Source organism: Streptomyces sp. NPDC055955 (genome assembly GCF_042270245.1).
GTDB lineage: Bacteria > Actinomycetota > Actinomycetes > Streptomycetales > Streptomycetaceae > Streptomyces.
This window is the reverse complement of the sequence record NZ_JBHJYS010000004.1, coordinates 211,908-224,107: the sequence shown is the minus strand read 5'-3', so window position 1 is coordinate 224,107 and position 12,200 is coordinate 211,908. Positions and strand designations below refer to the sequence as shown.

The window sequence follows — 12,200 nt, the reverse complement described above, 5'->3', positions numbered from 1 at the left end:
CGGCGGAACCGCGAGAGCGACGGTTCCGCCGGCCCTTTTCGCGTGGGCCGGGACCGCCGGCGCACCGGTGATCGACCCCGAGATCGCGGTGCGAGCGCAATTGTCTGGGATCCCAGACAGTAACCCTCCGCAGCCACTGACGAAGACGTTCCGTTTTCGGGCTTCATGGAGTCATGAACGAAACCTTCGTAGGGGTCGGCCCCCTCTCCGTCGCCGATGTCGTGTCCGTCGCCCGGCACGGGGCCCGCGTGACCCTCACCCACGAAGCCCTGGGCGAGATAGCCCAGAGCCGCAAGGTGGTCGAGAACCTCGCCAACGACGTCGTGCCCCACTACGGCGTCTCCACGGGCTTCGGTGCCCTGGCCACCCGTCACATCCCGCTCGAGCTGCGCGCGCAGCTCCAGCGCAGCCTCGTGCGCTCGCACGCCGCCGGCTCCGGCGCCGAGGTGGAGCGCGAGGTCGTCCGCGCCCTCATGCTGCTGCGTCTGTCGACGCTCGCCACCGGCCGCACCGGTGTGCGCCCCGACACCGCCCAGGCCTACGCCGACCTGCTCAACGCCGGCATCACGCCCGTCGTCCACGAGTACGGCTCGCTCGGCTGCTCCGGCGACCTCGCCCCGCTCGCCCACTGCGCCCTCGCCGTCATGGGCGAAGGCCAGGTGCGTGACGCGCAGGGCGACCTGATGCCCGCAGCGGACGCGCTCGCCGCCGCCGGCCTCTCCCCCGTCACGCTGCACGAGAAGGAGGGCCTGGCCCTCATCAACGGCACCGACGGCATGCTCGGCCAGCTCGTCATGGCCGCACACGACCTGCGGATGCTGCTGCGCACCGCCGACATCGCCGCCGCCATGAGCGTCGAGGGCCAGCTCGGCACGGACGCCGTGTTCGCCGCCGACCTCCAGGCCCTGCGCCCGCACCCCGGACAGGGTTCGAGTGCCGCCAACCTCACCGCCCTCCTGAAGGGTTCGGAGATCGTCGCGAGCCACCGCGGTCCGGAGTGCACCCGGGTCCAGGACGCGTACTCGCTGCGCTGCACCCCGCAGGTTCACGGCGCCGCCCGTGACACGCTGGCGCACGCCGAGACGGTCGCCGCGCGTGAGCTGGCCAGCGCCATCGACAACCCCGTCGTCACGCCGGACGGGCGCGTCGAGTCCAACGGCAACTTCCACGGCGCGCCCGTGGCCTGCGTCCTGGACTTCCTGGCCATCTCCGTCGCCGACGTGGCCTCCGTGAGTGAGCGGCGCACCGACCGCTTCCTCGACGTCGCGCGCAACCACGGCCTGAACTCCTTCCTCGCCGACGACCCGGGCGTGGACTCCGGCCACATGATCGCCCAGTACACCCAGGCGGGCATCGTCTCCGAGCTCAAGCGCCTCGCCGCGCCCGCCTCGGTCGACTCCATCCCCTCCAGCGCCATGCAGGAGGACCACGTCTCCATGGGCTGGGCGGCGGCCCGCAAGCTGCGCCGCGCCATCGACGGCCTGACCCGCGTGGTCGCCGTCGAGATCCTCACCGCGGCCCGCGCGCTCGACCTCCGTGGCCCTCTGGCCCCCGCGCCCGCCACGGCGGCCGTCCTGGCCGGGCTGCGCCGCGACGTCGAGGGCCCCGGCACCGACCGGTACCTCGCTCCCGAGATCGAGGCCGCCGTGCAGTTCGTGGCCACCGGCGGCGCCCTCGCGGCCGCCGAGTCGGTGACCGGCCCGCTGGCCTGAACCGATCAGGCCCGGTCCCCTGTGACCCTTCGGGCCTCGCCCCTGTGACCGTTCGCGCCTGGTCCAGGTGAGCCGAACTCCCGCCGCCGGCCTGTCCGGTGGCGGGAGTTCGGCTTCTGCGTGGGGCGCACTGCTTCTCCATGAGGCGTCACGCCGTCCGGGTACGGGCCTGAGCGTCGGCGACGCCGCCGATGCGCCGGCTGAGCTGGTTCGCCGTACGCGTCACCTGCGCGGCGATCCGCCGCTGTTGCTCGGCCCCGACCTCGTCGCCGCGGAACGTGACCGCGACACCGGCGATGGGGTGCGCGCCGTGGTCGAGGACGGCGGCCGCCACCGACGCGAAGCCCGGTGTCACCTCGCCGTCCTCCGTGGCGTACCCCCGCCGCCGCGCTTCCACGAGGAGTTGGCGGAGCGCGGTCAGCGAGCCTGGACCGGACTCGTTGCGCAGGACGAAGGCCGACGCGTCGGGGAACAGGGCCCGCACCTGCGCCTGCGGCAGGCGGGCCAGGACCGCCCGGCCACTGGCGGTGAGATGGGCCGGCAGCCGCACTCCGACCTCGGTCACCAGGGGCTCACGTCCCGGCGCCCGCTCCTCGATCACGTAGATGACCTCGCGGCCGTGCAGCACGGCGAGGTGCGCGTTGTGGCCCGTGCTGTCGACGAGTCTGGCCAGCGGCACCCGCGCCATGCGCTGGAAGGGCGCCTGCCTGCTGTATCCGGAGGCGAGTTCGAAGGCGCTGACGCCCAAGCCGTAGCGTCGCTCCTCCAGCAGGTGCACGACGAAACCCTCGCGCGCCAGGGTGTCGAGCAGGTGGTACGTCGTCGAGCGGGGAAGCCCGACGTCACGGCTGATCGCCGCGGCGGGTACGGGCCCTGCCTGGCCTGCGAGATAGCGGAGGATGGCCAGCACCTGGGCGGCGGCGGGAACGGGAGACATACCGGGAGGTTACGTCCGCCCGCCGGCCCCGCCACGGACCACCCGTACGAAGTCTGGGATACGAGACGCAATGCGGGCGGCGGCCCTGGCACCGCCCCCGGCGCCTGGTGCTTGATGGAAGCCCCCGGTGCGGACGCGCGACGGAACGCCGTTCGCACCGGGGCACTCACTCATCCGCTGCCCGGCCGCGTGCCCACGGATCACGCCGCACCGGCAGGACCCGGCCGCAGCATCCACGGAGAGATTCACATGCCAGTCCCCCAGACCCGTGCCGACGTCGGACGCGCCGGTGCCGATCTGCCCGGCGCCGCCACGCTCATCACGAACGTCGGCGCCCTGGTCATCGACGGCGCCACACGCGGGACCCATCCGCTCGGCCCGGTCACCGACTCCGCACCGGTCATCGACGGCACCGACGTCGCCCGGGTGGGCTCCCGGGCCGGGGCGTCCGCGACCGACCGCAGCCTCGACGCCGGGGGCGGGGCAGCCGTCCCCGGGAGCGTCGACTCGCACTCCCGGCGCACCGGCCGGACCGCCTGAGACATGCCGCGCGCCGCCCCCGTACACGCGACACCCCCGTTCGATCACCGCCCTCCCGAGACACGACGTCACAAACGAGGAAGCCACACGATGGGTGACACACCCGCCAATCCGCCTGCCGGCGTGTACAGCAGCGTTCGTCAGCTGCGTGCCGACGCCTGGAGCTCACTGAACGAACTCGCGCGCCAGTGGGCGTCCGACACCTCGAGCGCGGCCCGCCGGCAGGCGACGCAGGAGCGGCTGGACGAACTCTTCCGGCAGTTGCTGCCGATCGAGAACTGCTGGGCCTTCCCCGGCAGGTCGGCCTTCGCCGAACTGCGCCGCCTGCGCACGACCGAGGACCGGTACGGCCTGGCCCGGCGCACGGACGAACTGCACCGCGCCCTGGGCACGGAGTCGTACCGCAGCGCGACGCCGCGGAAGGCCGAGCCGAACGCTCCGGCCGGGGAGGAGCCGCTGCCCGGCGGGACGACGCCCAAGCCGTACTTCGAGGTCCTCGTCGTCGGCGAACTGACCGCGGCGGAGGAGGAGGCGCTGCGCGTCTCGCTGCGCGGCCGACGCCGCGCCGAGGACGAGTTCGTGTACGAGATCGTCGTCGCGCCCAGCTTCGAGGACGCGGTGACGGCGGTCCTGGTCAACCCCGGCCTGCAAGCCGTGGTCATCCACCGGAGGTTCGCGGACCGTTCCCCGTACGACCTGAGTGTCGTCGCGGGCCTCGTCGAACAGCCGCAGGCCGACCCGTTCGCTCAGGACGGGCCCTACGAGCAGCGGGCGCAGGCGCTCGGTGCGCGGCTGCTCGAACTGCGCCCCGAGATGGACCTGTATCTCATGACCGACGGCTCGGTGGAGCGGATCGCCGGTGTGCTCAGCAGCGGATTCGCCCGGGTCTTCCACGCACGCGAAGGGCTGCTCGAACTCCACCTGTCGATTCTGCACGGGGTCCGCGAACGCTTCCGCGCCCCCTTCTTCACCGCGCTCAGAGCGCACAGCAGACGCCCGACCGGTGTCTTCCACGCGCTGCCCATCTCCCGCGGAACGTCGCTGCTGACTTCGCACTGGATCCCCGAGATGGTCGAGTTCTACGGGCTGAACATCTTCCTCGCCGAGACGTCCGCCACATCGGGCGGGCTCGACTCCCTGCTGGAGCCGACGGGCCCGCTGCGGGAGGCCCAGGACCTCGCCGCCAAGACGTTCGGGGCGCGGCAGTCCTACTTCGTCACCAACGGCACGTCCACCGCCAACAAGGTGGTCGTACAGGCGCTGGTGCGGCCGGGCGACATCGTCCTGGTCGACCGCAACTGCCACAAGTCCCACCACTACGGGCTGATGCTCGCCGGCGCCCAGGTGGTCTACCTCGACGCCTACCCCCTGGACCGGTACGGGATGTACGGCGCCGTGCCGGTGAAGGAGATCAAGCGCAAGCTGCTGGAGCTGCGGCGGGCCGGACTCCTCGACCGCGTCAAGATGCTGATGCTGACCAACTGCACCTTCGACGGCATCGTCTACAACCCGACGCGGGTGATGGAGGAGTGCCTGGCGCTCAAGCCCGACCTGGCGTTCCTGTGGGACGAGGCGTGGTTCGCCTTCGCCCGCTTCCACCCGGTCTACCGCCGGCGCACCGCCATGGCCGCCGCTCGCACTCTCACGGAGAACCTGCGCGGACCGGGCCTCGCCGACCGGTACGAACGGCAGCAGCGCGAGTTGGGCGACGACCCCGACGACGAAGCGCTCCTCGACCGCCGGCTCGTCCCCGACCCCGCCAAGGCCCGGATCCGGGTGTACGCCACGCAGTCGACGCACAAGACGCTCACCTCGCTGCGCCAGGGTTCCATGATCCACGTCTTCGACCAGGACTTCAGCCACCGCACGGCGGAGACGTTCCGCGAGGCGTACATGACGCACACCTCCACCTCGCCCAACTACCAGATCCTCGCCTCCCTCGACCTGGGCCGAAGACAGGCCGCGCTGGAGGGGTTCGAGCTGGTGCAGAAGCAGCTCGAACAGGCCGGGGTACTGCGTGACGCGATCGACCAGCACCCCGTGCTCAGCCGGTACTTGCGCTTCCTGACGACACCTGACCTGATCCCGGGCGAGTTCCGGGCCTCCGGGGTGGAACAGCCGTTGCGGACAGGTCTGGCACGGATGTCGACCGCGTGGGAGGACGACGAGTTCGTACTCGACCCGACCCGGGCGACCCTGCACATCGGTCTCACGGGCATCGACGGGGACACGTTCAAGCACGAGCACCTGATGGACCGCTACGGGGTGCAGGTCAACAAGAGCACCCGCAACACGCTGCTGTTCATGACCAACATCGGCACCACCCGCAGCGCCGTCGCCTACCTCATCGAGGTGCTCCTCAAGATCGTCGAGGAACTGGAGGACCGCAAGGACGAGTTGGGCCCGCCCGGCCTGCATGGACAAGACGCCGACGCCGCCCGGGACGCCGTCGTCGCCCTGCCCGACTTCAGCTCCTTCCATCCCGCCTTCCGACCGGGAGGCCGTACGCCCGAAGGGGACATCCGCCGGGCCTTCTACCTGGCGTACGACGAGACACAGTGCGAGTACCTCTCGGCGGACGAGGTCACCGAGGCCATGACCGGCGGCCGGGACATCGTCTCGGCCACGTTCGTGACTCCGTACCCGCCCGGATTCCCCGTGCTGGTCCCCGGTCAGGTCGTCAACGACGCCGTACTGGACTACATGCGGGCCCTCGACACCCGGGAGATCCATGGATACCGGCCGGAGACCGGCTACCGGGTGTTCACCGAACAGGCTCTGAAGGAGCAGCAAACGCTCCTGGAGTCCGGCAACGGCCCCTGGGCGGCGGCCTGATCGGTCCGGTGCCGGAGCGCCCTCCCTGCCGGGCTGTGACCGGACCGACGCGCGCACGCTCCGAGGTCGACACCTCGACACAAGATGACCGACCGCTTAGTATCCGCGGCAGCGCACGCAACCCTCGTGTATCCCACGACAGACAGTCGCCGGCCGTCAGCCCTGGCAATCAGCGCGGACGGCTACGACGGAGAGGCCGCCCATGAACGGCGCGCAGTCGCTGATCCGTACTCTCGTCCGTACGGGCGTCGAAGTGTGCTTCGCCAACCCCGGCACATCGGAGATGCACTTCGTCGCCGCGCTCGACTCCGTACCCGAGATGCGCGGCGTGCTCGGCCTGTTCGAGGGTGCCGTCACCGGGGCCGCCGACGGATACGCGCGCATCGCCGGCAGACCGGCCGCCACGCTGCTGCACCTGGGCCCCGGCCTCGGCAACGGGCTGGCCAATCTCCACAACGCACGACGGGCCCACACCCCCGTCGTGAACGTGGTCGGCGACCACGCCACCCACCACAAGAAATACGACGCTCCCCTGGAGTCCGACATCGATCCGGTGGCCGGTTCGGTGAGCGGCTGGGTGCGCCGCAGCGACCGCGCCGCCGAGGTCGGGGCGGACGCTGCGGCCGCGGTGGCGGCCTCGATGGAGACGCCGGGACAGGTCGCGACGCTGATCCTGCCCGCCGACGCCTCTTGGGACGAGGGCGGCGAGGTCGCCGAACCACGGCCCTCGCGTCCTCCTGTCGCTCCCGATCCGCAGACGGTGTCGTCCATCGCAGACATCCTGCGCAGCGGCGAACCCGCCGCGCTGCTGATCGGCGGCCCTGCCTGCCGCGAACCCGGCCTGCTCGCGACGAGCCGGATCGCGAACGCCACCGGCGTGCGCGCGCTGGCGGAGACCTTCCCCGCGCGACTGGAGCGCGGCGCGGGCCTGCCCGCCATCGAGCGCCTCCGCTACCTCGCCGAGCAGGCCGTCCGTCAACTGGACGGCGTCAAGCACCTGATCGTGGCGGGCACCCGCTCCCCGGTGTCGTTCTTCGCCTACCCGGGCAAGCCGAGCGACCTGGTACCGGAGGGCGCCCAGGTGCACACCCTCGCCGATCACTCCCAGGACGTGGTCGCCGCTCTGGAAGCGCTGGCCGAGCAGGTGGCCGCGGACACGCTCCCGACCCTGGCCGAGCCCGCCCTCCCGTCGCTCCCGAGCGGCCCGCTCACCGCGAACAACTGGGCCGAGGTCGTCGGCGCCCTGCTTCCCGCCGGCGCGATCATCTCGGACGAGGCGAACACCTCCGGCGCGGCTTTGCCCGCGGCGACGGCCGGCTCGCCCCGGCACGATGTCCTCACGCTGACCGGCGGCGCGATCGGGCAGGGCATCCCGGTGGCCACCGGGGCGGCGATCGCGGCACCGGACCGGCCGGTCCTGAATCTGGAGGCCGACGGCAGCGCGATGTACACGATCTCGGCGCTGTGGACCCAGGCACGCGAGAACCTCGACGTCACCACCGTCATCCTGAACAACAGCGCCTACGCCGTACTGCGCCTGGAGATGCTGCGGGTCGGCGCCGATCTCTCGGGTCCTGCCGCGAAGACGCTGCTCGACCTCTCCTCACCCGACCTGAACTTCGCCAAGATCGCGGAAGGGATGGGTGTCCCGTCGTCACGAGCGACCACCTGCGAGGAACTCGCCGAGCAGCTCCGCCGCGCCTTCGCGGAACCGGGCCCTCATCTGATCGACGCCGTGGTGCCACCCCATCTGTAGGGCGCGACTCCGCGGAGGCACCTCCCAGGCGCTGCTCCCTAGCAACTCGGCGGAGCAGCCGGCCACGCCCCGCAAGGCACTCGTGCCGTGCCACGGCTACTCGGGCAGCGGCCGGTCCTGCACCACGTTCTTCATGACAAGGGTGGAGGTCAGGCGCTGCACGCCGGGCAGTTGGGCCAGTTGCCGCGGGTCCGGGCCAGCTTCGACCAGCAGGGACTGATGGCCCACCTCGGCGCACGGCTCACACGGATCGCACCGGGCGTCGTGCACATCGCGCTCCCGGCCCGGCCCGAAGTCACCCAGCAGCACGGCTACTTCCACGCCGGCGCCACCAGCTCCATCGCCGACAGCGCCGGTGGCTACGCGGCCTTCACCCTGTTCCCCGAGAACACCGAGGTGCTCACGGTCGAATACAAGATCAACCTGCTCGCGCCCGCCCTCGGGAACCACCTCGAGGCCGTCGGAACCGTCCTCAAGGCCGGGCGGACCCTGACCGTGTGCCGGCTGGAGGTCTTCGCCGTCCAGGTCGACGGCACACGCAAGCTCGTGGCCAACGGGCAGCAGACGCTGATCCGGGTGAACAGGGCCGAGGCGTGAGCAGGACCGCACAATGAGCAGGACCGAACGGTGAGCAGGCGCGACTCGACCACAATCCGAAGAGCTTTCCCTCAACCTCAACTCTAGGGTGAGACTTCGGCGCCCCTCGGTCTCGCCGACTCGCCCGAGAAGCCCGCGGATACCCGGGCGAGGTCGTCGAGGTGGATCCGGCGGATGCCGTCGTCGCCGAGTCGGCGAGGTCGGCCGAGTGCGAGGGATCGGCACCCCAGGCTGCGGCACCAACCCCCTTCAGGCCGCCCGCACCTTCGAACGCCTCACCGCGCGCCTGCACATGCTCCTTGACGTCGCGTCTGCGGACCACACGTGCGGGCCGCCCTCGGCCGCGCCCCCTAGGCGCCGCGCACCGACCCACGGGGACAGAGAGCCTCCGGCGCCTCAGGGCTTCGTCGACTCGCCTTCCCGATGAGCGAGTTGGGCCCGCAGCCAGACCGCGGGCCGTCGTCAGATGGCGTCGCGCACGGCCCGTTCGAAGCCCTCGACGTGCGCGCGGGCGATCTGGGCCGCCGCATCCGGTTCACCGGCGACGATCGCGTCGATCAGCGGTCCGTGCTCCTCGACATGACCGGCCATGTCGGCGAGCCGGTCGATGAACAGGCACCAGATCCGGGTGGCCAGATTGTCGTGGCGGATGAGGGTGTCTTCCAGGTACGGGTTGTGCGTGGCGGCGTACACGGCGCGGTGGACCTTGAGGTCGAGGTGCATCAGCTCGGCCGCATCGCCGTGCCGGGGATCCACGCCCGCCAGCTCACTCCGCACTGCCGTCAGGGCCGCACGGTCCTCGGCCGTGGCCCGGCGCGCCGCACGGGCGGCGGCCAAGGGCTCCAGCTCCAGGCGGACTTCGGAGATGTGGGCCAGGTCGGTGATGTTCACTTCGGTGGCGAAGGTGCCGCGCCGGGGGTAGGTCGTGACCAGGCGCTCGTACTGAAGCCGCTTGAGGGCCTCGCGCACCGGCGTGCGGCCGACGCCGAGGGCCTGGGCGAGCTGGTCCTCGTTGATGGGCGCGCCCGGGCGGATGTCGAGCATGACGAGCTGGTCGCGGATGGCGCGGTAGGCGCGCTCGGCGAGCGACAGTTCCTCGCCGCCGACCGTCGGCTCGGTCGCCACGTGCTGCATGAGGAGGCCCCCTTGACCCGTCCGTCGAGGTCCCATACCTTACCGCACAGACTGATATATCAGTTGCCCATTAGTCGGCCCTCAGATTGGTGTGCAGATGGCAACGGACGCCCAGCCGATCACCACGCCCACGCCCCGCGTTTCGCTTCACGCCCTTGCGCTCGGCGAGCTCGACCCGGACATCGCCGCCGCGGTCGACGCCGAGCTGCACCGCCAGCAGTCGACGCTGGAGATGATCGCGTCGGAGAACTTCGCCCCGGCCGCCGTCATGGAGGCCCAGGGCTCGGTCCTCACCAACAAGTACGCCGAGGGCTACCCCGGCCGCCGCTACTACGGCGGCTGTGAACACGTGGACGTCGTCGAGCAGTTGGCCATCGACCGGGTCAAGGGCCTGTTCGGCGCCGAGGCCGCGAACGTACAGCCGCATTCGGGCGCCCAGGCCAACGCGGCAGCGATGTTCGCCCTCCTCAGCCCGGGCGACACGATCCTCGGCCTCGACCTGGCGCACGGCGGTCACCTGACCCACGGCATGCGCATCAACTTCTCCGGCAAGCTCTACAACGTCGTGCCGTATCACGTGGGCGAGTCCGACCTGCGTATCGACATGGACGAGGTCGAGCGGCTCGCGCGCGAGCACCGGCCCAAGCTGATCGTCGCCGGCTGGTCGGCCTACCCCCGCCGCCTCGACTTCGCCGCGTTCCGGCGCATCGCCGACGAGGTGGGCGCCTATCTGATGGTGGACATGGCGCACTTCGCCGGGCTCGTCGCGGCCGGACTGCACCCGAGTCCCGTTCCGTACGCGGACGTGGTCACGACCACCACCCACAAGACTCTCGGCGGCCCGCGTGGCGGTGTGATCCTCAGCCGGGCCGCCCTCGCCAAGAAGATCAACTCAGCGGTCTTCCCCGGGCAGCAGGGCGGGCCCCTCCAGCACGTCATCGCCGCGAAGGCGGTGGCCTTCAAGGTGGCGGCGAGCGAGGAGTTCAAGGAGCGCCAGCAGCGCACCCTGGACGGCGCCCGCATCCTGGCCGGGCGACTGCTCAGCGACGATGTGGCCGAGGCCGGGATCACCGTGCTCACCGGCGGCACCGAGGTCCACCTGGTCCTCGTCGACCTGCGGAACTCCGCGCTCGACGGGCAGCAGGCCGAGGACCGCCTGCACCGCGTCGGCATCACCGTCAACCGCAACGCGGTGCCGTTCGACCCGCGCCCGCCGATGGTCTCCTCCGGCCTGCGGATCGGCACTCCGGCGCTGGCCACGCGCGGCTTCGGCGTCGAGGAGTTCCGTGAGGTCGCCGACATCATCGCCGGGACGCTCACGCCCGAACACCTCGGCGAGGCGCAGGCGAGCCTGCTGCGGGACCGGGTCGAGAAGCTCGCCAGCGCGTTCCCCCTGTATCCCCATCTGCCCCGCCTGCCCCAGCCGCCCCACCCGCCTCGCCTGAACGGAGACGCGGCATGACCGCCCAGCCGCAGCCGACGCTGCCGGAACACCCGGACTTCCTCTGGCGCAACCCCGAGCCGCGCTCCTCGTACGACGTCGTCATCGTCGGCGCGGGCGGGCACGGCCTCGCCACCGCCTACTACCTCGCGAAGGAACACGGCATCACCAAGGTCGCGGTCCTGGAGAAGGGCTGGCTGGCCGGCGGCAACATGGCCCGCAACACCACCATCATCCGCTCCAACTACCTGTGGGACGAGAGCGCGGCGATCTACGAGCACGCGCTCAAGCTGTGGGAAGGGCTCCCGCAGGAGCTGGACTACGACTTCCTGTTCAGCCAGCGCGGCGTCCTCAACCTCGCGCACACCCTCCAGGACGTCCGCGAGGGCATGCGCCGCGCCAACGCCAACCGGCTCAACGGCGTCGACGCCGAATGGCTCGACCCCGACCAGGTCGCCGAGGTCTGCCCCATCCTCAACGTCTCTCCCCACACCCGGTACCCGGTGCTCGGCGGCACCTTCCAGCCGCGCGCGGGCATCGCCAAGCACGATCACGTCGCCTGGGCACTCGCCCGCCGCGCCGACGAGATGGGCGTCGACCTGATCCAGGGCTGCGAGGTCACCGGCTTCGTCAAGGACGGCGAGAAGGTCGTGGGGGTGGAGACCAACCTCGGCCGCATCAACGCCGGCCGGGTCGGGCTCGCGGCCGCCGGGCACAGCAGCGTGCTCGCCGAGCGGGCCGGAGTCCGCCTCCCCGTCCAGTCCCACCCGCTCCAGGCACTGGTCTCCGAACTCCACGAGCCGGTCCACCCCACCGTCGTCATGTCGAACCACGTCCATGTCTACGTCTCCCAGGCCCACAAGGGCGAGCTGGTGATGGGCGCGGGCGTCGACTCGTACAACGGATACGGGCAGCGCGGCTCCTTCCACGTGATCGAGGAGCAGATGGCCGCCGCCGTCGAGCTGTTCCCGATCTTCGCGCGGGCGCATGTCCTGCGGACCTGGGGCGGCATCGTCGACGTCACGCCGGACGCCTCGCCGATCATCAGCGCCACCGACGTGGAGAACCTCTTCGTCAACTGCGGCTGGGGCACCGGCGGTTTCAAGGCCACACCGGCCGCCGGCTGGACCTTCGCGCACACCATCGCCACGGGTGAGGCGCACGCCTTGAACGCCCCCTTCGCCCTCGACCGCTTCACGACGGGCGCACTGATCGACGAACACGGCGCCGCGGCCGTGGCCCACTGAG

General features: G+C 71.3%; 9 protein-coding genes and 1 pseudogene. 7 read left to right on the top strand and 3 right to left on the bottom strand.

The window, feature by feature from the left end; genetic code table 11:
• Window positions 1-173 precede the first annotated feature (173 nt).
• Window positions 174-1,712, top strand: a complete 1,539-nt coding sequence (gene hutH, locus ACFC96_RS09685; RefSeq protein WP_376611230.1) for a histidine ammonia-lyase — start codon at window positions 174-176, stop codon at window positions 1,710-1,712.
• A gap of 148 nt (window positions 1,713-1,860) precedes the next feature.
• Here hutH and ACFC96_RS09680 read toward each other — a convergent pair whose 3' ends face one another.
• Window positions 1,861-2,649: an IclR family transcriptional regulator gene (locus ACFC96_RS09680; RefSeq protein ID WP_376611228.1), complete on the bottom strand. Its 789-nt coding sequence runs from the start codon at window positions 2,647-2,649 to the stop codon at window positions 1,861-1,863.
• A 249-nt stretch (window positions 2,650-2,898) separates the two neighbouring features.
• Between ACFC96_RS09680 and ACFC96_RS09675 the strand changes: the two genes are divergently transcribed.
• The 3 genes from ACFC96_RS09675 (at window position 2,899) to ACFC96_RS09665 (ending at window position 7,780) form a co-directional block, all read left to right on the top strand.
• Window positions 2,899-3,189: a hypothetical protein gene (locus ACFC96_RS09675; RefSeq protein WP_376261532.1), complete on the top strand. Its 291-nt coding sequence runs from the start codon at window positions 2,899-2,901 to the stop codon at window positions 3,187-3,189.
• A gap of 90 nt (window positions 3,190-3,279) precedes the next feature.
• On the top strand, window positions 3,280-6,024 hold the full coding sequence (locus ACFC96_RS09670) for an aminotransferase class I/II-fold pyridoxal phosphate-dependent enzyme (RefSeq protein ID WP_376611226.1): 2,745 nt from the start codon (window positions 3,280-3,282) through the stop codon (window positions 6,022-6,024).
• A 202-nt stretch (window positions 6,025-6,226) separates the two neighbouring features.
• Window positions 6,227-7,780 carry an acetolactate synthase large subunit gene (locus ACFC96_RS09665; RefSeq protein WP_376611224.1) on the top strand — a complete coding sequence of 518 codons (1,554 nt, stop codon included), beginning with the start codon at window positions 6,227-6,229 and terminating at the stop codon, window positions 7,778-7,780.
• Between the two features lie 96 nt (window positions 7,781-7,876).
• Here the strand turns inward: ACFC96_RS09665 and ACFC96_RS09660 are convergent.
• Window positions 7,877-7,963: pseudogene (locus ACFC96_RS09660) on the bottom strand (Lrp/AsnC family transcriptional regulator); the annotation flags it as partial.
• A gap of 36 nt (window positions 7,964-7,999) precedes the next feature.
• Here ACFC96_RS09660 and ACFC96_RS09655 point away from each other — a divergent pair.
• Complete coding sequence (locus ACFC96_RS09655) at window positions 8,000-8,377, top strand: PaaI family thioesterase (RefSeq protein ID WP_376611223.1); 378 nt, start codon at window positions 8,000-8,002, stop codon at window positions 8,375-8,377.
• A 462-nt stretch (window positions 8,378-8,839) separates the two neighbouring features.
• Here the strand turns inward: ACFC96_RS09655 and ACFC96_RS09650 are convergent, their stop codons facing one another.
• On the bottom strand, window positions 8,840-9,511 hold the full coding sequence (locus ACFC96_RS09650; protein WP_376227981.1) for a GntR family transcriptional regulator: 672 nt from the start codon (window positions 9,509-9,511) through the stop codon (window positions 8,840-8,842).
• A gap of 97 nt (window positions 9,512-9,608) precedes the next feature.
• Here ACFC96_RS09650 and glyA point away from each other — a divergent pair, with 97 nt between their 5' ends.
• Together glyA and ACFC96_RS09640 are read left to right on the top strand one after the other, a co-directional pair.
• Window positions 9,609-10,973, top strand: coding sequence for a serine hydroxymethyltransferase (glyA, locus tag ACFC96_RS09645; RefSeq protein ID WP_376611221.1), 1,365 nt, complete (start codon window positions 9,609-9,611; stop codon window positions 10,971-10,973).
• A complete protein-coding gene (locus ACFC96_RS09640; RefSeq protein ID WP_376261542.1) occupies window positions 10,970-12,199 on the top strand; it encodes a sarcosine oxidase subunit beta family protein in 1,230 nt (409 codons plus the stop codon). The genes glyA and ACFC96_RS09640 overlap by 4 nt, the downstream gene beginning before the upstream one ends.
• Window position 12,200: the final 1 nt, after the last annotated feature.